This is a genomic window from Streptomyces sp. NPDC050759 (assembly GCF_044456945.1).
GTDB lineage: Bacteria > Actinomycetota > Actinomycetes > Streptomycetales > Streptomycetaceae > Streptomyces.
The window spans coordinates 392541-412400 of sequence record NZ_JBITGI010000001.1 but is presented as its reverse complement, the minus strand read 5'-3'; the positions used below and the strand labels follow the sequence as shown (position 1 = coordinate 412400).

Sequence of the window (19860 nt, the reverse complement as noted above, 5' to 3'; positions counted from 1 at the left end):
TTCCTTGACGAAACCTGGCGTCATGGCTTGTTTCACGCGTTGAGCTCCGCCAGCGCCCGCAGCGACTCCCGGTCCGGGGCCAGGGCCAGCAGATCCGTCACCGGGCCCTTGCGCCACGACTCCAGCCGCTCGGCGATGCGTTCGCGCGGTCCGACCAGGGAGATCTCGTCGGCAAAGGCGTCCGGCACAGCGAGCACGGCCTCCTCGCGGCGGCCCTCCAGGAACAGCCGCTGGATCCTGCGGGCCTGCTCCTCGTACCCCATGCGGGCCATCAGATCGGCGTGGAAGTTGCGGGCCGCGTGGCCCATCCCGCCGATGTAGAAGCCCAGCATCGTCTTGACCGGCAGCAGCCCTTCGGTCACGTCGTCGCAGACCCGCACCTGGGCCATGGGGGCGACGAGGAAACCCTCCGGGGCTTCGGCGAGGGAGGCCTCGTAGACCTCGGGCCGGTTCGGCGACCAGTACAACGGCAGCCAGCCGTCCGCGATCCGGGTCGTCTGGGCGATGTTCTTCGGCCCCTCGGCGCCCAGCAGGATCGGCAGATCGGCGCGCAGGGGATGGGTGATCGGCTTGAGCGCCTTGCCGAGCCCGGTGCCGTCCGGGCCCCGGTAGGGGTGGGAGTGGAAGCGGCCGTCCAGCTCGACCGGCGCCTGCCTCCTGAGGACCTGCCGTACGACGTCGACGTACTCCCGGGTCGCGGTCAGCGGCGACTTGGGGAACGGACGGCCGTACCAGCCCTCGACGACCTGCGGCCCGGACAGCCCGAGGCCCAGCATGACCCGCCCACCGGAGAGATGGTCCAGGGTGAGGGCGTGCATGGCGGTCGTGGTGGGGGAGCGGGCCGCCATCTGGGCAACGGCCGTACCCAGCCTGATCGTCGACGTCCGCGCCGCGATCCAGGTGAGCGGTGTGAACACGTCCGACCCCCACGACTCGGCCGTCCACACCGAGTGATAGCCGAGCCGCTCGGCCTCCTGGGCCAGCGGCACGTGGTCGGGGGAGGGGCCGCGGCCCCAGTAGCCGAGCGCGAGACCGAGTCGCACGACGCCTCCTGACGGTACGTCAGATCTTCGGGAGCGCTCGCGAATGTACGGCAACGGCCCCCCGCCCGGAAGGGGCGAGGGGCCGTCCTTACGACCTCGAAGACCGCGAGGCTGGGCTCAGCCGCGCTGGATGCCGCTCGTGTCCTGCAGCACGCCACGACGGCCGTCCTGCGTCTGGGCGACCAGACCCGGACCGCGCTGCTCGACGGCCAGGTACCAGGTGCCCGGGGCGAGTTCGGCGATCGGCGTCGGCGAACCGTCCTCCGCGAACAGCGGGCGCGGCACCGGCACGGCGAACCAGAACGGCGAGAACTCCGCGGCCGGCGGCTGCGGGGCCTGCGCCTGCGGCTGAGGCTGCGCGCCGAACGGCTGCCCCGGCTGCGGCTGACCGCCGTAGGGCTGACCCTGCGGTCCGGCCTGCTGCCCCGGCTGCTGGGCACCCGGGTAGCCGTAACCACCGGGCGGCTGGGCGCCGTAGGGCTGCGGCTGGGGCGGCTTGGGGGCCGGGACGAGACCGGCCTGGAGGGCGGGGACGAGAGGGGTGGCGACGGCGGCCCCGGCCATGACCAGGGTGGCGACGAGAGCGAGGATCAGGCCGACACCGGCGCTGACCGTGCTCGAACTGGAGCCGTAGTCCGCCGCGCTCAGCGGGTCGAAGACGTTCCCGAGGGCGCTCCAGGCGGCGAACACCGTGAACGCGGTGCCGACTTGGCCGAGGTCGAGCCCCGCCACCTTGGGCAGCTGCGGCAGGCCGCGCGACACGACGACGAGGGCGGCGCCGATGATGCCCGCGAGAACAACCCCCATCACGACCGGGCCGCTCGCCCAGGCGGTGGGCAGGTCGGCGTCGTCGGGGGCTCCGTCGACCGAGTAGAGATCAAGGAACGACGCGATGAACAGCAACACCGCTGCACCGATCACCACGCCGTCGCCTCGAGTGAGGGAGCGGATATTCACTTCAAGTCCTTCGTAGGTCGTCTCGTCGTCGGTAGACCCTATCGTCCGCCCGGGCGGAGCGTATGTCGGGATCAGTGCGCAGATCGTTGCCCGTGCAGGAAACTCACGATTCCTTCAGAGATTCCCTGCGCGGCCTTCTGCCGCCAGGCCCCGTTCGTGAGCAGGGCCGCGTCCTTGCTGTCGCGCATGTTGGCGCATTCGATGAACACCTTGGGGACCGTTGAGAGGTTGAGGCCTCCCAGGTCGGTGCGGGTGTCCAGTCCGGTGCCGTCGCCGATGTAGTTGGAGGGGTTCGTGCCCGTCGCGCGTCCGAAGTCGTGCGCGATGCGCTCGCCGAGTTCGGCGGAGGGGGCGACGATCCGGCGGGTGTCGGCGATGCCCTTGTGGACGCGGCCAGGAAGGATCACGTGGTAGCCGCGCTGCCCGGCGCTCGCGCCGTCCGCGTGGATGGATACGACGGCGTCCGCGTGTGCCCTGTTGCCGATCCTGGCCCGCTCGTCCACACAGGGGCCGTAGGGCCGGTCGCCGTCCTGGGTCAGTTTCACCGTCGCGCCCTGCCTCTCCAGCAGCGTGCGCAGCCGGTGGGCGACGTCGAGGGTGAACTTCGCCTCCGTGTAACCGGAGTTGGTCGACGTCCCCGTCGTATCGCACTCCTTGCGGTTGGTACCGATGTCCACCTTGCGGTTGATCTCGGCCGTGTGCCGGAAGTTGGTGAGGTTGTGCCCCGGGTCGATGACGACGACCTTGCCCGCGAGCGAGCCGAGCGGCTTCTTGTCCTCGGCGGTGGTGGAGGAGACCGTCGGCGGAGCGCTCGCCCGGGGACTCGCCGCGGCCGTGGTCCCGCCGCCGTCGGCCGCCCCGCTCACCCCCGCGTACACCAGCCACCCGAGCAGCGAGCCCGGCACGAGCACGGCGAGAGCGAGGGCCAGCGGGCGGCGCCGGGGGCGGCGGGGCTGGGGGGAATCGAATTCAGGGCCTGCGTATGACACGTCTGCGACTCTAACCGCGCTCTCAGATCCCCGCCCGCACCCGCCGCAACACCCGCAGCGAGTCGGTCGCCGAGACCTCGGTGAAGGCGCCGGAGGCGAGCGCCCTTAGGTAGACCCGGTAGGGCGCCTGCCCGGTGAACTCGTCCTCCGGCTCGGGGAACACGTCGTGGATGACGAGCAGCCCGCCCTCGGCCACGTGGGGGGCCCAGCCCTCGTAGTCGGCGTTCGCGTGGTCGTCGGTGTGACCGCCGTCGATGAAGACCAGACCGAGCGGGGAGCCCCAGATCTTCGCGATCTGGGGAGAACGACCGACCAGGGCGACCACGTGCTCCTCCAGCCCGGCCCGGTGCAGGGTCCTGCGGAAGGTGGGCAGCGTGTCCATCAGCCCGAGCTCGGCGTCCACCGTCTCCGGATCGTGGTACTCCCACCCCGGCTGCTGCTCCTCGCTGCCGCGATGATGATCGACGGTCAGCGCGGTGACCCCGGCCTCCCGGGCCGCGTCGGCCAGCAGAATCGCGGACCGGCCGCAGTACGTACCGACCTCCAGCAGCGGCAGCCCGAGCCGCCCCGCGTCCAGGGCGGCTTCGTAGAGGGCCAGCCCCTCACCCAGGGGCATGAACCCCTTGGCGGCCTCGAAGGCGGCGAGGATCTCGGGCTTGGGTGCGGCCGCGGCCATGGGGTTCCTCTCGGTCGTCGGTCGTGCGTGCGGGCAGACGTCGTACGACCGCGATGCCGCCGTACGTCCCTCCGGACGCCCCATGCTGCCGCACCCTCGGGCGGACGGGGACAGGGGGTGGGGAACCTACTGCGGGGGCATGCTGCTGGTCGCCGCGGGGGGCGGGCCGGAGGGGCGTGCCGTGCGGGTTCCGGTCGGCCCGGCGCCAGGTTGGCAGACGGCTGACGCATACGCCGAAGCCGGGTTTTCACGGCCGTCGACAGGACGTGGTGCTGTGCGAGGGCCTGACGGCGTACGCCGGGCTGGTCCGGACCCGGCCGCTGTACGTCGTCGTCCTGGCACCGGACGCCGGGCGGGCGTCGTTCGGATGGGCGGCTGCCCTGGTCGGCCCGGCCGTCGTGCGGGCCGGGGGCCGAGGCCCGGCATCGCGGCCGTTCCGAGAAACGCCGGCGAGTGCGGCTGCGGGTTCGGTCCTACGGCCTTCCGGGCGCCCCCGACGCAACACATCCCCGCCCTGGGGTGGGCGGGGATGCGGTCCGGTGTCGTGTCGGTCAGGCCGTGACCGTCTCGCCCGGCAGGGCCAGGTCGAGGTCGATCGCTCGGTCGTCGCCCGCGTGGGTGGCCGAGGAGGCCAGGGGGCCGTGGCCGGTGGCGCGGGCGGCGAGGACGTAGGCGCCCTGGGCGGGGACGGTGAGGACGTACGTGCCGTCGTCACCGGAGAGCGTCGCGCCCGCCTGCCGACCCCGTCGGTCGATCAGCGTGACCTTGGCCCGGGGGACCGGCGTGCCCGCGGCGTCCAGGACGCGGCCACGGAAGCCGCGCAGCACCTCGTCGGCCCGCTCGATCCCCGCCTCCTCCTCGCTGCTCGCGCGCAGCTGCGGCGCCCGGTTCGGCTTCGGCAGGAACAGGGCCATCAGCAGCCCGACCGCCACCGCCCCGGTCGCGATCAGGAAGGACACCCGGAACCCGTGCATGGTCGGTACCGCGACGCCCCCGACGTTGTTCGCCGTGTTCGCCAGCACCATCCCGATCACGGCGCTCGACACGGACGTACCGATGGACCGCATCAGCGTGTTGAGCCCGTTCGCCGCACCCGTCTCCGAGGCCGGGACCGCGCCGACGATCAGGGCGGGAAGAGAGGAGTACGCGAGACCGATGCCCGCGCCCAGCACCACCGCGATGACCAGGCTCTGCCAGGCCGCGCTCATGAGGCCGAGGCCCGCGCCGTAGCCGATCGCGATGATCAGCATGCCGAGGATGAGGGTGAACTTGGGGCCGTACTTCGCCGACAGCCGGGCGTAGACGGGCGCCGTGAACATCATCGTCAGGCCCAGCGGAGCGACCAGCAGGCCCGCGACGACCATCGACTGACCGAGGCCGTAGCCGGTGGCCTTCGGGAGCTGGAGCAGCTGGGGAAGGACGAGTGAGACGACGTAGAACGAGACACCCACCATGATCGACGCCAGGTTGGTGAAGAGGACCGCCGGGCGGGCCGTGGTGCGCAGGTCGACCAGAGGGGCCTTCACCCGCAGCTCCATGACGCCCCACAGGAGGAGGACGACGGCAGACGCGGCGAACAGGCCGAGCGTGGTGCCCGAGGTCCAGCCCCAGTCGCTGCCCTTGGTGATCGGCAGGAGGAAGAGGACCAGGCCGATGGAGAGGCCGATCGCGCCCAGGACGTCGAAGGTGCCCTCGGCGCGCGCCGAGGACTCGGGGACGACGAGGAGGGTGAGGACGATGGCGAGCGCGCCGATGCCCGCGGCGCCGTAGAAGAGGGCGTGCCAGTCGGCGTGCTGGGCGATCAGTGCCGCGAGGGGCAGCGCGAGGCCGCCGCCGACGCCGATCGAGGAGCTCATCAGGGCCATGGCCGAGCCGAGCTTCTCGCGGGGCAGCATGTCGCGCATGAGGCCGATGCCGAGCGGGATCGCCCCCATCGCGAAGCCCTGGAGGGTGCGGCCGGCGATCATCGTGAGCAGGTCGCTGGTGAGGGCGCTGACCAGGGCGCCCACGACCATCACCGAGAGACTGAAGATCAGCATCCGGCGCTTGCCGTACAGGTCGCCGAGGCGGCCCATGATCGGGGTGGCGACGGCGCCCGAGAGCAGGGTGGATGTCAGGACCCAGGTGGCGTTGCTGGGTGCGGTGTCCAGCAGTTGCGGCAGGTCCTTGATGACCGGGACGAGCAGGGTCTGCATCACCGCGACCACGATGCCCGCGAAGGCGAGCACCGGGACGACAGCGCCGGACGCTCTCCGGGTGGGCTGGTCGGTCGGCGTGTGCGTCATGTGAGCGAGGCCTCCGGGCCTGGAAGATCGGGTTACGTGTGGCTTGAACTACGTATGCATGGGCAACTATTCCGATGCTTCGGCGTACTAACGATTTCTTTATGTTCTCTTGGGGAAGCGGAGCCGGGTCGAGAGCATGACGGCCCCTCCGTCAGCGCCTCCGGGGTGCTGCTCTGCGGGGTGGCGCTGATGCCGACGTGGCTGCCGAGAAAGATCTCCGCGAACTGAGGCAACGGTCCGGGCGGCTCATGGACTCCTTAAAACATCTAGGAGGTGCCCATGGGGGATCGGAAACAGGCTCGGGACGAGGAGTTCCAGAGCTTTGTCATCGGCCGCTGGCCGCGGCTGATGCGGACGGCATTTCTCCTCACGGGGGAGCAGCACGCCGCGGAGGACCTGGTCCAGTCGACGCTCGAACAGGCCTACGTGGCCTGGCGCAGGGTCGGCTCGGCGGACGATCCGGAGGCATACGTACGACGCGTGATGATCAACGCACACGCACGCAAGCACCGCAGGAAGCTCAGGGAGTTCCTGGCGCGGGGGGACGACTCGGGCCTGGTGCGCGAGATCGCCGACACCGGTGACCGCATCGCCCAGGCCGACGACCGCAGCGCCCTGCTGACGGCACTGGCCCAACTGCCGCCCCGACAGCGGGAGGCGGTGGTCCTGCGGTACTGGGAGGACCTGACCGAGACACAGACGGCCGAGGCGATGGGCTGTTCGGTCGGCTCGGTGAAGAGCAACGCGGCCAAGGGGATCGCGAAACTTCGCGCCATACCAGGACTGGCCGACATGGCGACGCAGGGAGGGCCGAAGTGATGAGCGCGGACCGGGAGACGAGCCACGACATGAGCGACAGCGACATCACCCTCCTGCTGGCCGACGCCGCCGACGAGGTGGAGATCGGCATAGCCCCCTACCAGGCGGTGCTCCGCGGTGGCCGCAGGCGCCGGGCCCGCCGCTGGGCGGTGGCCGCAGCCACGGCACTGGTGCTCGCGGGGTCCTCGGCGACCCTCGCGGTGGCGGGCCTGCCGGGTCGGGACGGGGGCCAGGTGGCGACCCAGCCGCCCGTCCCGGCCGACGCCGACCCGTCCAGGGTCCTGCAGACCACCCTGGCCACCGGTACCGACCAGGGCACCGGGTGGCGGGTCCTGATCGACGTGTGGTCGGCCCCGCGCGACGAGAAGCAGGCCGAGGCCCAGCGCGCCGCCATGGCCCTGCGCGGTGAGACCCCGCCGGACGCCCACAACGCCTCCGACCTCATCGGAAAGATCACGTACTTCGTGTACCGCGACTACGGCGACAGGACGACGAAGATCATGGAGAACACGGTCCCCACGTCGGACACCATGACCGGCACGGACCTCATCTCCGGCTCGCTCGCGCTCCAGCCCGACGCCAAGGCGGACGTCCGTCTCGTCATCGGTTACATCGCCAAAACCGCCCAGCGCGTCACCTGCACCTGGACGAACGACACGGCGACGGTGGTGGAGAAGGCCGGCTCCGCGACCGGCACCGACGTCCCGGCGATCCGGTCGGCGGCGGGCTCCCCCTACAACTGGTTCGTGTGCGTGGCGCCGAAGGGCACCGAGTACAAGACGGCGGAGGTGATCGAGTAGGGAACCGCCGGGCTCATAGCCACCCCTGCTGCCGCGCCGCCCGTACCGCCTCCATCCGGTTGCGGGTCCCCGTCTTGCCGATGGCGGAGGAGAGGTAGTTGCGGACGGTGGACTCGGAGAGGTGGAGCCGGCCGGCGATGTCGGCGACCGTCGCACCGTCGGTGGACGCCTTGAGGACATCGCACTCGCGGGCGGTGAGGGGGTTCGGGCCGGCGCTCAGGGCTGCCGCGGCAAGGGCGGGGTCGATCACGGTCTCGCCGGTCAGCACCCGGCGGATCGAGACCGCCAGCTCCTCCACGGGACCGTCCTTGACGAGGAAACCGGCGGCGCCCGCCTCCATGGCCCGGCGGAGGTAGCCGGGTCGTCCGAAGGTGGTCAGGATCAGCACCCGGCAGTCCGGCGCCTGATCGCGCAGTTCGGCGGCGGCGTCCAGACCGCTCATCCCCGGCAGCTCGATGTCGAGCAGCGCCACGTCGGGGCGGTGGACGAGCGCCGCGTCCACGATCGCGTCCCCGGTCGCGACCTGGGCCACGACCTCGATGTCCGCCTCCATCCCGAGCAGCAGCGCGAGCGCCCCACGCATCATGCCCTGGTCCTCGGCGAGCAGCACGCGGATGGACTTGGCGGCCCGGTGCTCCCGGGGCATCTCGTTCACGGCCCAAGGGTAGGACGCGCCGGCGGGAGCGGTGGGGGTACGACGTCGTTGCGCCGACGCGCCGGATTCTTGGAAGCAGCCAGATCCTTGAGAACAGAACAGTGGACCGACCCGTACGGCCTCACCCGGCCGCCTCGCCTATCCGGGCCCCGCGCACCGCCCCCGTCGGCTCCCCGGACAGCTCCGGCGCCACCGACTCGACCGGCAGCTCGGCCCGCACCACGAATCCGCCTCGTGGCCCCGGGCCCGCCTCCAACGACCCACCAGCCGCGGCCAGCCGCTCGGCGAGCCCCTTGAGACCGGTGCCGCCGACGACCGGGACGGACACCGTGCCGACGTTCTCAGGGGCGCACTCACCCCCGCACTCACCCACGGTCGGCGCCGTGGCCGCCGCCCTCCCCCGGCCGTCGTCCCACACCCGCAGCCGTACCCGTTCCGCCGAGCCCTGTACGGAGATCTCGCAGCGCTCCGCCCCGCTGTGCCGGACCGCGTTGGTGACCGCCTCGCGGACCACCCAGCCCAGCAGGACCTCGGTCTGGGCGGCGAGCGGCTGGCCGGAGCGGTGGACGACCGGCTCGATGCCCGCGGCGCGCAGGGCGGAGGCGGCCAGGTCGAGGTCCGTGCTGAGGCTCCCCTCGCGGTAGCCGGTCACCGCCTCGCGGACCTCGGTGAGTGCCTGGCGGCCGACCGACTCGATGTCGGAGACCTGGACGAGCGCCGCGTCCAGATCGCGGGGGGCGAGGCGCCGGGCCGCCTCCGACTTCACCACGATCACCGACAGCGTGTGCCCGAGCAGGTCGTGCAGATCGCGGGAGAACCGCAGCCGCTCCTCCTCGACCGCACGCCGGGCCAGTTCCTCGCGGGCCTCCCGCAACTGCCGTACCGCCTCGGAGAGGGACATGATCGCGGCCGTCACCATCGTGGAGATCCATGTGGCGTACGCGGTGTCGAGTCCGCCCCAGCCGTCGTGGAAGACGGAGGCGGCGCCGGCGACCACGGCCACCACCGCACCCACCCACCGCAGGTGCGGCAGCCGTACGACCGCGCCCGTCGCGAGCCCGAACAGGGGGAAGAACAGCAGCCAGTTGCCGCCGTACGTCATCGCCAGACCGCAGGTGACCAGTCCCATCAGCACCAGGGCCACCCGAGTGGAGACCGCCTCCCGGGTCTCCTTGTGGAAGGCGCGGAAGGCGACGTAGATGTAGAGCGAGTTGAACGTGAGCAGCCCCAGGCCGCCGATCCACGGGTTGGAGGCCTCGCCCTGGAAGAGGTTGGAGAAGGCGCCCATCCCCAACAGCAGCCACGGCAGCAGACCGAACCCGCTGCCCAGGCCCGCGTTCGCGGGGACCTCCCCCGCCTTTTGCGCGGCCTTGCACTCGGCGTTGAGGCGCTTCTTGTTCGCCTTGTAGTACCGCTGGTGCTTCCGCGCCTCGCGGACCTTCTCGCGGATCTCGTCCACGTGGCACGAGAGCTTGTCCCCTGTTGTCATACCGACGACGCTACGGATCGCGGAGTCCGAGCGGCAGATGTGCGTGTACGGACTTGGGCAGTACAAATGTCACGGTCCCGGAACCCGGGCGAGACCCACCCGACGACCCACCTGACACACCGTCAGGAGTCTTCACAACTGCGGTGGGCTCGGCTATACAGAGGGCGCCGGACTGGAACGCGTTCTAGATCGGCCCGCGACGACCTCGGTGCGGCCGACGGTGCGGACGGCCGTACCGAGGTCTTGACTCCGCCACGGTCGGATCCGCCACTGTCAGGAGCCGTATGCCCATCGACGCAGCCAAGGCCCTCGCCGCCGAACCCCGGACCGGCGAGATCTCCTGGAACACCAAGGACGTCCAGCTCTACCACCTCGGCATCGGGGCGGGCTCGCATCCTGACAAACCCAGCCCCGCCACCGATCCCGACGAACTGCGCTACACCCTCGAATCCCGGCTGCACGTCCTGCCGAGCTTCGCCACGGTGGCAGGTTCGGGATCGCCGGGGGTGATCAGCGGTCTGTCCATGCCCGGCATCGACGTCGATCTGGCCAAGGTCCTGCACGGCGGCCAGGCACTGACCATTCACCGTCCCCTCCCCGCCGAGGGCACCGCGACCGCCACGAACCGCATCGCCGCCGTGTACGACAAGGGCAAGGCGGCCGTCCTGGTCATGCGGACCGACGTCGCGGACGCCGAGGGCCCGTTGTGGACCAACGACGCCCAGATCTTCGTACGGGGGGAAGGCGGCTGGGGTGGCGACCGGGGCCCCTCCGCTCGCCTCGACCCTCCTACCGGCGAACCCGACCGGACCGTGGAGCGGCCCATCCGGGAGGACCAGGCCCTGCTCTACCGCCTCTCCGGCGACTGGAACCCACTGCACGCCGACCCGGAGTTCGCCAAGGTCGCCGGGTTCGAACGGCCCATCCTGCACGGGCTGTGCACCTACGGCATGACGCTGAAGGCGGTTGTCGACACGCTGCTCGGCGGGGACGTGACCCGGGTGCGGTCCTACGCCACCCGGTTCGCCGGGGTCGTGTACCCGGGGGAGACCCTGCGGATCCGTATGTGGCACATGCCTGAGTCCACCCGGGTCGCCGTCGGTGCCGTGGAGCGCGACGACGCGCCCGTCCTCGCCGACACCATCGTCGAACACTCCGAGCACTCCGAACACTTCTGAACCAGAACGCCGTACGAGGGGAGCCCGCACCATGCGCGCAGCCGTACTGCACGAGATCGGCCAGGAAAAGCTCGAGGTCCTCGATGACGTCGAGGCGGTGGGTTTTGGACCCGGCAGGGTACGGATCCGGGTCCGGGCCACCGGACTGTGCCACTCGGACCTGTCCGCCATGGCCGGGGTCCTCCCACAGCCGGCGCCCTTCGTCCCCGGACATGAAGGCGCGGGCGAGATCCTCGAAGTCGGGGAAGGCGTCAGCCACTTGAAGGCCGGCGACCGGGTCGTCGTCTGCTGGCTGCCCGCCTGCGGCGCCTGTCCCGCCTGCAAGCGCGGCCAGACCGAGCTGTGCCTGGCCGGGTTCATGAACGCGGGCACCCCCAACTTCCGGCGCCCCGGCGGCGACGTGTTCGGCTTCGCGGGCACCGGCACCTTCACCGAGGAAGTCGTCGTCGACGCGGGCTGCGCGGTGCCGATACCCGACGACGTGCCCTTCGACATCGCGGCGCTGATCGGCTGCGGGGTCACCACCGGACTCGGCGCCGCGCTCAACACCGCGGACGTGGAGGCCGGTTCGTCGGTCGCCGTCATCGGCTGCGGCGGCGTCGGCATCTCCGCCATCCAGGGGGCCCGTCTCAAGGGCGCCGCCGAGATCGTCGCCGTCGACCCGGTCGCCTCACGCCGCGAGGCCGCCCTTCAGTTCGGCGCCACCCGGGCCGTCTCCCCGGACGAACTGGCCGACGCCAAGCAGCAGGTGACCGCGGGCGAGGGCTTCGACTACGTCTTCGAGGTCGTCGGCAAGTCGGCGACCGCTAGGACGGCGTACGAGACGACCCGGCGCGGCGGCACCCTCGTCGTCGTCGGCGCGGGTGCCATGGACGACTTCCTCCAGCTCAACATGTTCGAGCTGTTCTTCGACGAGAAGCGCATCCTGCCGTCCATGTACGGCGGTGGGGACGTCCTGCGCTCCTACGAGCGGACCATCGCCCTGTGGCGGGCCGGCCGCGTCGACCTGGACCGTCTGATCACCCACCGGGTGCCGCTGAGCGAGATCAACGAGGCGCTCGACCAGATGCGCACGGGGGCCTCGCTCCGTACGTGCATCGAGATCTGAGGGCCGCGATGACCGAGCCACTGCCCCTCGAAGGGCTCGCGGCGATCGTCACCGGCGCCGGCCGGGGGCTGGGCCGGGCCGAGGCGCTGGAGCTGGCCCGGCTCGGCGCGGCCGTGGTCGTCAACGACTACGGACAGCCGGGCCGGGACGGTTCCGGCGAGGCATCCGCGGGCCCCGCTGAGCAGGTCGCCGACGAGATCCGGTCCGCGGGCGGACAGGCCGTCGCCCACACCGGGGACGTGGGCGACCACCAACAGGCCCGTCATCTGGTCGAGTTGGCCATCAGCGAGTTCGGCAAGCTCGACATCCTCGTCAACAACGCCGGAATCCTGCGCGACCGCATGGTCTTCTCCATGACCGAAGGTGAATGGGACGCGGTGATCCGGGTCCACCTCAAGGGCCACTTCAACACGACCCGGTTCGCGGCCGCCCACTGGCGGGAGCGGTCCAAGGCGGCGGGCGGGCCGGTGTACGGCCGTATCGTGAACACCTCCTCGGAGGCGTTCCTCGCCGGGTCCGCGGGACAGCCCAACTACGCGGCCGCAAAAGGCGGAATCGTCGGGCTCACCACCTCGACGGCCCTCGCGCTCGCCAAGTACGGCGTGACGGCCAACGCCATCTGTCCGCGCGCCCGCACCCGGATGACCGAAGACGTCTTCGCGGGCCTCGAGCAGCCCGAGTCGGGACTCGACCCCCTGGCCCCCGAGCATGTCGCCCCGCTCGTCGGCTACTTGGCCTCACCGGCGGCCGAGCGCGTCAACGGCCAGTTGCTGGTCGTCCACGGAGGGATGGTCGTGGTGGTCGAACGACCAAGGGTGCAGGCCAAGTTCGACAGCAAGCAGGACACCTTCACCTACGACGAACTGGACGCCCTGCTCACCCCGCACTACGCGCGGCGGCCGGCGGGGGAGACGTTCGCGGCGGCCGAAGTGCTGGGACTCAAGAGGGAGTAAAGGGAGTAGGGGGAGTGGACGCGCAACGGCCCGCTCCTCGGACAAGGAGCGGGCCGTGTGTCGTCGTCTGCCCTCAGGCCGCGGCCTCGGACTGCTCGACCGACTTGCGGTGACGGCCACGCGGGGCCGTCTCGCTGTCCTGGACCGAGACCGGACCCCGGTGCTTACCGTGGCCCGTGGACTCCTGGACGTCTGCAGTCGACTGGTTCGTGCTGGCGTCGCTCATGGAAGAAATTCACCCCGTCAACATGATCTTTCTTTACAGCGGGGCGAGTTTAACCGGCGCACACAGGGCCGAATCCAGGCGGCCGGGCCAACCGGCACTACTTCGTTACAAGATTGCCCAACGGGGCTTGCTGCAAGGGCACAGGACGTGCCACGACAGGCTCCGGAGGACCCGGTTCGGGCGACTGCGCGGCCGTTCCGCCGCCGCCCTCCGGACCCTCCGGGCCCGCGTCCCCCGTCCCCGTTCCCCCCGGGCCCTCCGCCTCCCCGGTGAGGGCCCCGCTCCTCGGTGCCGCCGCCCACCGCGCCACCCCGCACGGCGCGTCGGCCGTGGCGTACGGCAGGAGCAGTTCACCGGCCTCGGTCCACAGCCCGGAACCCGCCAACCACCCCTCGGGACCCGGGAGATGCTGGACCTGCCGTGCGGCGGGCCGCCACACCCCCACCCAGCCGCCCATCGGGCCGTCGATGCGCAGTGCCACCCCGCAGCTCTCCGGCGTCAACACCTGCCCGGGCTGGATCGCGAACGGCGTCACCGCGCAGTCCGGCACCCGCAGGCACTCCGGGAACCGCACCGGGAACGTGCTGCCCAGCACCCCCCAGCCCAGCCGTGCCCGCCCCGGAGAAGGCGCGTCCGAGGAGATCAGCAGCAGCCCGCTGTCCGGGTCGGCCAGCAGCAGCCGGTCATCGCTGCCGTCGGCGATCTGCAGCAGCGGCGACACCTCCCCACCGCGCCCCAGATCGACCACGACCGCCTTGGTCCGCCCGCCGGCCTCCCGGTCCAGGGCCAGCATCCGCCCGGTCCGGTCCAGCCACACCCCGCCCGAGCAGCGCCCCGGGATCTCCGCGAGGTGCTCAGGGCCGAAGGCACCGCCCGCCACCAGCCACACGGCACTGGAGCGCGGGCCCACGGCGAGGGCGTACGCCTTCTCACCGCCCGGCGCCGGCGGGAGCAGCCGTAGGAGCGCCCCCTCCTCCGGGCACTCGACCGCGCCCAGCGGCAGCTCTCCGGTGGTCGGGCCGGTCGGGTAGAGCAGCGAGAAGGTGTGCCGCCCGTCCGCGAACCGCCTGATCAGCACCCGTCCGTCACCCATCGGCTGCACCTCGGTGCCGGGCTCCTCGGGCTGGTTGCCCGGCAGCGGCACCGCGTAGGGCTCCGGGCCGTCGAGCGTCCAGCGCTCCGGGAACCACGAGCCGCCGTCCTGGGCGAGACGGGCCGCATAGGAGCCGTCGACGGTGATCACGCACTCCGGCCGCGGGGTCTCCCCGTTCCCGGTCCGCGGTGTCTGCCCGTTCTCGGCGATCGCGTACTCCGTCCGCGGGGTCTCCCCGTTCCCGGTCCGCGGTGTCTGCCCGTTCTCGGCGATCGCGTACTCCGTCCGCGGGGTCTCCCCGTCCGCGTTCTCGGCGTTCTCCTCGTTCGCCGCCGCGGGTTCGATGGCACAGGCCGTCATCGTCCGGTCACCTCCGGCCACGAAACTAGTTTTCGCACGCACAGGCGTGGGACGGGCGGGCTCCCCCTTCACACAAAGGGGTGGCCCAGGAACGATTCGCCTGAGGAAACCGGGGCGACTGTGCTGAGCGGGACAGCCGTGGGCAGCTCGGGTTCAGCAGGACAGACCAGGCAGGTAGCCTTTCCCCGTGCCCCGTCTGTCTGAAGTCATCGCCGCGCTGGAGAACCTGTGGCCCGCCGAGCGGGCCGAGTCCTGGGACGCGGTCGGAACCGTCGTGGGCGAACCCGACCAGGAGGTCACGCGGGTCCTCTTCGCCGTCGACCCGGTCCAGGAGATCGTCGACGAGGCGGTGAAGCTGGGCGCGGACCTGCTGGTCACCCACCACCCCCTCTATCTGCGCGGTACGACGACCGTGGCGGCCTCGCACTTCAAGGGCCGGGTCGTCCACACCCTCATCAAGAACGACATCGCGCTGCACGTCGCCCACACCAACGCGGACACCGCCGACCCGGGCGTCTCGGACGCGCTCGCGGGCGCGCTCGACCTCCGGGTCGTAGGGCCGCTGGTGCCGGACCCGACGGACACGTCGGGGTGCCGGGGGCTGGGGCGGGTGTGCGAGGTGGACCCCCCGATGACCGTCCGCGAGCTCGCCGCGCGGGCCGCCGAGCGGCTGCCCGCCACCGCGCAGGGCATCCGCGTGGCCGGCGACCCCGAGGCCACGGTCCGCACGATCGCCGTCAGCGGCGGCTCCGGCGACAGCCTCTTCGACCAGGTCCGCGCGGCCGGCGTCGACGCCTTCCTCACCGCGGACCTGCGCCACCACCCCGTATCCGAGGCCCGCGCCCACAGTCCTCTCGCGCTGCTCGACGCGGCGCACTGGGCCACCGAGTGGCCCTGGTGCGAACTGGCCGCCGCCCAGCTCGACGAGATCTCCGACCGCCACGGCTGGGACCTGCGCGTGCACGTCTCCAGGACGGTCACCGACCCCTGGACCAGCCACTCCCCTTCACCTGGAGCCCCCAACTGAACGCCGCGCCCGCCGACCAGATCCGACTTCTCGAGGTCCAGGACCTCGACGTCCGCCTCCAGCAGCTCGCCCACAAGCGCAGGTCGCTGCCCGAGCACGCCGAGATCGAGTCGCTCACCAAGGACGCCACCCAGCTGCGGGACCTCCTCGTGGCCGCCCAGACCGAGGAGAGCGACACCGCCCGCGAGCAGACCAAGGCCGAGCAGGACGTGGACCAGGTGCGCCAGCGCGCCGCCCGCGACCAGCAGCGCCTGGACTCCGGAGCCGTGACCTCGCCCAAGGACCTGGAGAACCTCCAGCGCGAGATCACCTCCCTCGCCAAGCGCCAGGGCGACCTCGAGGACATCGTCCTGGAGGTCATGGAGCGGCTGGAGTCCGCGCAGGAGCGGGTGGCCGAGCTGACCGAGCGGGTCGCCTCCGTCCAGTCGAAGATCGAGGACGCCACCGCCCGCCGGGACGCGGCCCTCGAGTCGCTGGACGGCGAGATCGCCTCGGTGACAAAGGAGCGCGAGGTCATCTCCGCCTCCGTCCCCGCCGACCTGCTCAAGCTCTACGACAAGCTCCGCGAGCAGCAGGGCGGCATCGGCGCGGCCAAGCTGTACCAGCGCACCTGCCAGGGCTGCCGCCAGGAGCTGGCCATCACCGACATCAACGAGATCCGGGCGGCCGCGCCCGACACCGTGGTCCGCTGCGAGAACTGCCGCCGGATCCTGGTGCGCACGTCCGAGTCCGGCCTGTAGGGAGCGGTGGGCGTGCGGGAGTTCATCGTCGAGGCCGACGGAGGCTCGCGGGGCAACCCGGGCCCCGCCGGCTACGGCTGCGTGGTGCTGGACGCGGCGACGGGGGAGACGCTGGTCGAGACGTACGAGTACCTCGGCGTCGTCACGAACAACGTCGCCGAGTACCGGGGTCTGCTGGCCGGACTGCGTGCCGCGCACGATCTGGACCCGTCGGCCTCCGTGCACGTCCGCATGGACTCCAAGCTCGTCGTCGAGCAGATGTCGGGGCGCTGGAAGATCAAGCATCCGGACATGAAGCCGCTCGCTCTGGAGGCGGGGCGGGTGTTTCCGCCGGGGCGGGTGACCTACGAGTGGATCCCTCGCGAGCAGAACAAGCGGGCGGATCGGCTGGCGAACGAGGCGATGGACTCGGGGTCGTCGGCGAGTTCGGTACGGAAGCTGTCTTCTGCTGCTGACGCCGAGGCTGTCGGTGCTGCCAAGGCCAAGGCCGAGGCCGATGTGCGCGCCGCCAAGGCCGTCGCGAGTCCCGGCTGGGCCCCGGCCGACATGGGGGCGCCGGCCATCTTCGTACTGCTGCGGCACGGTGAGACGCCCCTGACCCCCCAGAAGCGGTTCTCGGGAAGCGGCGGCACGGATCCCTCTCTCTCCGCGGTGGGCAGGGGACAGGCCGAGAGGGCCGCCGAAGCCCTGGCCGACCGGGGCACGATCCAGCACATCCTCGCCTCGCCGCTGACCCGTACCCGGCAGACCGCCGCCGCCGTGGCGGAACGTCTGGGCCTCGAGGTCACCGTCGAGGACGGCCTGATCGAGACCGACTTCGGCGCCTGGGAGGGCCTGACCTTCGGCGAGGTGCGCGAGCGCTACCCGGACGACCTGAACACCTGGCTGTCCGACCCGGAGGCCGAACCCACCGGCGGCGGCGAGAGTTTCGCGGCCACGGCGACCCGGATCGCGGCGACCAGGGACAAGCTCGTGGCGGCGTACGCGGGCCGCACGGTCCTGCTCGTCACCCACGTCACCCCGATCAAGACGTTCGTACGTCTCGCCCTCGGCGCCCCGCCCGAGTCCCTGTTCCGCATGGAACTCTCGGCGGCCTCCCTGTCGGCGGTCGCGTACTACGCCGACGGCAACGCGAGCGTCCGGCTCCTCAACGACACCTCACACCTGCGCCCGTAGCGTCTCCAGCCTCAGCTTCAGTTCGGCGGCCTCGCGGGCCAGCGCCTCCACCCGCCCCCAGTCCCGCGCTGCGATCGCATCCGCCGGAAGCATCCAAGTCCCGCCCACACAGCCGACGTTGGGCAGAGACAGGTACTGGGGAGCATTCTCGGGCCCGATCCCTCCCGTCGGACAGAACCGCGCCTGCGGCAACGGCCCGGCGAGCGACCTCAGATACGCCGTACCGCCGGCGGCCTCGGCCGGGAAGAACTTCATCTCCGTGACGCCCCGCTCCAGCAGCGCCACGACCTCCGACGTGGTCGACACCCCGGGCAGGAACGGCACCCCGGACGCCTGCATCGCCGCCAGGAGTACGTCCGTCCAGCCCGGGCTGACGAGGAAGCGCGCACCGGCGGCGACCGTCTCCGTCACCTGATCCGGCGTGATGACCGTCCCCGCGCCCACCACGGCCTCCGGCACCTCCCCGGCGATCGCCCGGATCGCGTCCAGCGCGACCGGCGTCCGCAAGGTCACCTCGATCGCGGGCAGCCCTCCGGCGACCAGGGCGCGCGCGAGCGGTACGGCGTCGGAGGCGTCCTGGAGGACGACGACGGGCACGACGGGGGCAAGGTCCAGGATCGAGGGGGCCATGGCGTCATCCTGCCCTCGGCGTGCAGCATGCGCAAAGGTCGTTGCGCATGCTGCAATACGCATCTGGGTGCTCAGTGAACCTCGTCCACCAGCACATCCAGCGACCAGGCCACCCCCGCCTTCGCGGGCGCCTCGGCCTCCACCTCGTACCCCAGCTCCCGCAGCGCCTCCACCAGCTCGGCGGGGTTCTTGGGCGCGATCCCCGCCGACAGCAGACTGCGCACCATCCGTCCCTTGGTCGCCTTGTTGAAGTGGCTGACGACCTTCCGCGTCGGCGCGTGCAACACCCGTACGGTCGCCGTCCGCCCCGCGACCTCACCCTTCGGCTTCCACGCGGCCGCGTACGCGGAGGACCGCAGATCGAGCACGAGCCCGTCCCCCGCGGCCTCGGTGAGCACGGAGGCCATCGGCGCACGCCAGTGCGCGCCCAGCGCTCCGAGGCCCGGCAGCTTCACCCCCATCGAGCAGCGGTACGACGGAATCCGGTCCGTCACCCGGACCGCTCCCCACAACCCCGAGAACACGAGCAGCGAACGCCCGGCACGCTTCTTCGCGGCCGCGTCCAGAGAAGCCAGGTCGAGGGCGTCGTAGAGCACGCCTGTGTAGATCTGCCCGGCCGGCCGGGCCCCCGCGGTCCTGAGCCCGGCGTTCTTCGCGATCTCGCCGCGCAGTCCCTCGCTCAGCCCGAGCACCTCGCGCGCCTTCTCCTCGTCCCCGGCGCACAGCTCGACGAGTTCCTCGAGGATCGCCGCACGGGCCTCGGTGAGTCCCGGCAGCGACAGCGTCTCCAGCTTCAGCGGGGCGCCACGACCGGAGGACGCCTTGCCTTCGGAGGGAGGCAGCAGGACAAGCACGGGATCGATCTCCTTCGGTTGAGCTCCGAGACAGGGTACGGCGTGCTTCCCGGTGGCCCCGGTCCTGCGGGTCAGTGAGCTCGTCGACTGACGTCGCTCATGATCGTGTGCCACGATCGAGGGAACGGTTCCCGATCTCTCGGACAGGTGATCTTCCGATGTCCCAGTCTGGCGAAGGACAGAAGGAGGGGGGTGACATGACTGCCGTGACGCATGAGCCGCTCACGCCGGCTGAGGGACTGCTGGAGATCTTCCAGGCCCTGGATACCCCGGAGGGTTTCCGGGCCGAACTGATCGAGGGGGAGATCGTTGTGACGCCGCCGCCGGACGGGGAGCACGAGAAGTACATCAGCCGAATCGTGCGGCAAGTGATCAAGCACGCGCGGATCGAGATGGACTTCTCCGGGAACAAGGGCCTGAAACTGAGAAGCGGTGAGGCCTGTCCGAAGAACCACGTGGTTCCGGACGTCACGCTCGCGCCTCTTGAGCTCGATCTTTTCGGGAGCGCCGACTCCTGGATGCCCTGCGACGGCGTCGCCATGGTCCTGGAGGTGACGTCCACCAAGCCCAAGGCGGACCGCGAGGCCAAACGGCGTTGCTACGCTCGCGGCGGCATCCCTCTCTACCTGCTCGTCGACCGGGAGACGTCGTCGGTCACCCTGTTCAGCGATCCGGAGAAGGACGACTACCGGGAACACTGCACCCGCCCCTTCGGGAAGCCGCTCGCCCTGCCCGACCCCTTCTCCTTCGATCTGGAGACCGCGGACTTTCTCTGACCGCTACGGCGTTGCACCCTCTGAGC

20 protein-coding genes are annotated in these 19860 nt (G+C 71.3%); 9 read left to right on the top strand and 11 right to left on the bottom strand.

Going from position 1 to position 19860, the window contains the following annotated elements:
• Positions 1 to 32 precede the first annotated feature (32 nt).
• The 5 genes from ACIBJB_RS01790 to ACIBJB_RS01770 form a co-directional block, all read right to left on the bottom strand.
• Positions 33 to 1043 (bottom strand): LLM class F420-dependent oxidoreductase, encoded by a 1011-nt coding sequence (locus tag ACIBJB_RS01790; protein ID WP_398925450.1) that lies wholly within the window; start codon positions 1041 to 1043, stop codon positions 33 to 35.
• Between the two features lie 117 nt (positions 1044 to 1160).
• Complete coding sequence (locus tag ACIBJB_RS01785) at positions 1161 to 2000, bottom strand: hypothetical protein (RefSeq protein WP_398925447.1); 840 nt, start codon at positions 1998 to 2000, stop codon at positions 1161 to 1163.
• 71 nt (positions 2001 to 2071) lie between these two features.
• Positions 2072 to 2989 (bottom strand): N-acetylmuramoyl-L-alanine amidase, encoded by a 918-nt coding sequence (locus ACIBJB_RS01780; protein ID WP_398925445.1) that lies wholly within the window; start codon positions 2987 to 2989, stop codon positions 2072 to 2074.
• A 22-nt stretch (positions 2990 to 3011) separates the two neighbouring features.
• Complete coding sequence (locus tag ACIBJB_RS01775; protein ID WP_398925444.1) at positions 3012 to 3665, bottom strand: class I SAM-dependent methyltransferase; 654 nt, start codon at positions 3663 to 3665, stop codon at positions 3012 to 3014.
• A gap of 551 nt (positions 3666 to 4216) precedes the next feature.
• Positions 4217 to 5950, bottom strand: coding sequence for an MFS transporter (locus ACIBJB_RS01770; protein ID WP_398925442.1), 1734 nt, complete (start codon positions 5948 to 5950; stop codon positions 4217 to 4219).
• A 279-nt stretch (positions 5951 to 6229) separates the two neighbouring features.
• Between ACIBJB_RS01770 and ACIBJB_RS01765 the strand changes: the two genes are divergently transcribed.
• Positions 6230 to 6769: a SigE family RNA polymerase sigma factor gene (locus ACIBJB_RS01765; protein ID WP_398925440.1), complete on the top strand. Its 540-nt coding sequence runs from the start codon at positions 6230 to 6232 to the stop codon at positions 6767 to 6769.
• Positions 6769 to 7569 (top strand): hypothetical protein, encoded by an 801-nt coding sequence (locus tag ACIBJB_RS01760; RefSeq protein WP_398925438.1) that lies wholly within the window; start codon positions 6769 to 6771, stop codon positions 7567 to 7569. The genes ACIBJB_RS01765 and ACIBJB_RS01760 overlap by 1 nt, the downstream gene beginning before the upstream one ends.
• A 13-nt stretch (positions 7570 to 7582) precedes the next feature.
• Here ACIBJB_RS01760 and ACIBJB_RS01755 read toward each other — a convergent pair whose 3' ends face one another.
• Positions 7583 to 8215 carry a response regulator gene (locus ACIBJB_RS01755; protein WP_398926803.1) on the bottom strand — a complete coding sequence of 211 codons (633 nt, stop codon included), beginning with the start codon at positions 8213 to 8215 and terminating at the stop codon, positions 7583 to 7585.
• Between the two features lie 130 nt (positions 8216 to 8345).
• Positions 8346 to 9713 (bottom strand): sensor histidine kinase, encoded by a 1368-nt coding sequence (locus ACIBJB_RS01750; RefSeq protein ID WP_398925437.1) that lies wholly within the window; start codon positions 9711 to 9713, stop codon positions 8346 to 8348.
• Positions 9714 to 9997: 284 nt separating this feature from the next.
• Between ACIBJB_RS01750 and ACIBJB_RS01745 the strand changes: the two genes are divergently transcribed.
• The 3 genes from ACIBJB_RS01745 to ACIBJB_RS01735 are packed head-to-tail and all read left to right on the top strand — an operon-like array spanning position 9998 to position 12952.
• Positions 9998 to 10891: a MaoC/PaaZ C-terminal domain-containing protein gene (locus ACIBJB_RS01745; RefSeq protein ID WP_398925435.1), complete on the top strand. Its 894-nt coding sequence runs from the start codon at positions 9998 to 10000 to the stop codon at positions 10889 to 10891.
• A 31-nt stretch (positions 10892 to 10922) separates the two neighbouring features.
• Positions 10923 to 11999: a Zn-dependent alcohol dehydrogenase gene (locus tag ACIBJB_RS01740; RefSeq protein ID WP_398925433.1), complete on the top strand. Its 1077-nt coding sequence runs from the start codon at positions 10923 to 10925 to the stop codon at positions 11997 to 11999.
• A gap of 8 nt (positions 12000 to 12007) precedes the next feature.
• On the top strand, positions 12008 to 12952 hold the full coding sequence (locus tag ACIBJB_RS01735; protein WP_398925431.1) for a 3-oxoacyl-ACP reductase: 945 nt from the start codon (positions 12008 to 12010) through the stop codon (positions 12950 to 12952).
• Positions 12953 to 13025: 73 nt separating this feature from the next.
• On the opposite strand, the gene ACIBJB_RS01730 is transcribed toward ACIBJB_RS01735, so the two are convergent.
• Positions 13026 to 13178: a hypothetical protein gene (locus ACIBJB_RS01730; RefSeq protein WP_398925429.1), complete on the bottom strand. Its 153-nt coding sequence runs from the start codon at positions 13176 to 13178 to the stop codon at positions 13026 to 13028.
• A 97-nt stretch (positions 13179 to 13275) separates the two neighbouring features.
• Positions 13276 to 14631: a hypothetical protein gene (locus ACIBJB_RS01725; RefSeq protein ID WP_398925427.1), complete on the bottom strand. Its 1356-nt coding sequence runs from the start codon at positions 14629 to 14631 to the stop codon at positions 13276 to 13278.
• A 187-nt stretch (positions 14632 to 14818) separates the two neighbouring features.
• On the opposite strand from ACIBJB_RS01725, the gene ACIBJB_RS01720 reads away from it, so the two are divergent.
• The 3 genes from ACIBJB_RS01720 to ACIBJB_RS01710 are packed head-to-tail and all read left to right on the top strand — an operon-like array spanning position 14819 to position 17574.
• The gene (locus tag ACIBJB_RS01720; protein ID WP_398925425.1) at positions 14819 to 15658 is read left to right on the top strand and encodes a Nif3-like dinuclear metal center hexameric protein; all 840 of its coding nucleotides are present in this window, start codon (positions 14819 to 14821) and stop codon (positions 15656 to 15658) included.
• Entirely contained in the window at positions 15655 to 16398 is a 744-nt protein-coding gene (locus ACIBJB_RS01715; protein ID WP_398926801.1) for a zinc ribbon domain-containing protein, read from the top strand. Before ACIBJB_RS01720 ends, ACIBJB_RS01715 begins: the two co-directional genes overlap by 4 nt.
• A gap of 12 nt (positions 16399 to 16410) precedes the next feature.
• Positions 16411 to 17574, top strand: coding sequence for a bifunctional RNase H/acid phosphatase (locus tag ACIBJB_RS01710; RefSeq protein WP_398925423.1), 1164 nt, complete (start codon positions 16411 to 16413; stop codon positions 17572 to 17574).
• Here ACIBJB_RS01710 and eda read toward each other — a convergent pair.
• Together eda and yaaA are read right to left on the bottom strand one after the other, a co-directional pair.
• Complete coding sequence (gene eda / locus ACIBJB_RS01705; protein WP_398925421.1) at positions 17557 to 18204, bottom strand: bifunctional 4-hydroxy-2-oxoglutarate aldolase/2-dehydro-3-deoxy-phosphogluconate aldolase; 648 nt, start codon at positions 18202 to 18204, stop codon at positions 17557 to 17559. The two genes, ACIBJB_RS01710 and eda, sit on opposite strands and share 18 nt — an antisense overlap.
• A 71-nt stretch (positions 18205 to 18275) precedes the next feature.
• Positions 18276 to 19058: a peroxide stress protein YaaA gene (yaaA, locus tag ACIBJB_RS01700; RefSeq protein WP_398925419.1), complete on the bottom strand. Its 783-nt coding sequence runs from the start codon at positions 19056 to 19058 to the stop codon at positions 18276 to 18278.
• Between the two features lie 197 nt (positions 19059 to 19255).
• Here yaaA and ACIBJB_RS01695 point away from each other — a divergent pair, with 197 nt between their 5' ends.
• Positions 19256 to 19834, top strand: coding sequence for a Uma2 family endonuclease (locus ACIBJB_RS01695; protein WP_398925417.1), 579 nt, complete (start codon positions 19256 to 19258; stop codon positions 19832 to 19834).
• Positions 19835 to 19860 lie beyond the last annotated feature (26 nt).

Excerpts from the sequence above, each read along its gene's own strand:
- eda (WP_398925421.1), bottom strand. The coding sequence starts at position 18,204 with ATGGCCCCCTCGATCCTGGACCTTGCCCCCGTCGTGCCCGTCGTCGTC.
- ACIBJB_RS01770 (WP_398925442.1), bottom strand. The coding sequence starts at position 5,950 with ATGACGCACACGCCGACCGACCAGCCCACCCGGAGAGCGTCCGGCGCT.
- ACIBJB_RS01755 (WP_398926803.1), bottom strand. The coding sequence starts at position 8,215 with ATGCCCCGGGAGCACCGGGCCGCCAAGTCCATCCGCGTGCTGCTCGCC.
- ACIBJB_RS01765 (WP_398925440.1), top strand. The coding sequence starts at position 6,230 with ATGGGGGATCGGAAACAGGCTCGGGACGAGGAGTTCCAGAGCTTTGTC.
- ACIBJB_RS01745 (WP_398925435.1), top strand. The coding sequence starts at position 9,998 with ATGCCCATCGACGCAGCCAAGGCCCTCGCCGCCGAACCCCGGACCGGC.
- ACIBJB_RS01695 (WP_398925417.1), top strand. The coding sequence starts at position 19,256 with ATGACTGCCGTGACGCATGAGCCGCTCACGCCGGCTGAGGGACTGCTG.
- ACIBJB_RS01775 (WP_398925444.1), bottom strand. The coding sequence starts at position 3,665 with ATGGCCGCGGCCGCACCCAAGCCCGAGATCCTCGCCGCCTTCGAGGCC.
- ACIBJB_RS01730 (WP_398925429.1), bottom strand. The coding sequence starts at position 13,178 with ATGAGCGACGCCAGCACGAACCAGTCGACTGCAGACGTCCAGGAGTCC.
- ACIBJB_RS01740 (WP_398925433.1), top strand. The coding sequence starts at position 10,923 with ATGCGCGCAGCCGTACTGCACGAGATCGGCCAGGAAAAGCTCGAGGTC.
- ACIBJB_RS01760 (WP_398925438.1), top strand. The coding sequence starts at position 6,769 with ATGAGCGCGGACCGGGAGACGAGCCACGACATGAGCGACAGCGACATC.
- ACIBJB_RS01750 (WP_398925437.1), bottom strand. The coding sequence starts at position 9,713 with ATGACAACAGGGGACAAGCTCTCGTGCCACGTGGACGAGATCCGCGAG.
- ACIBJB_RS01725 (WP_398925427.1), bottom strand. The coding sequence starts at position 14,631 with ATGACGGCCTGTGCCATCGAACCCGCGGCGGCGAACGAGGAGAACGCC.
- ACIBJB_RS01735 (WP_398925431.1), top strand. The coding sequence starts at position 12,008 with ATGACCGAGCCACTGCCCCTCGAAGGGCTCGCGGCGATCGTCACCGGC.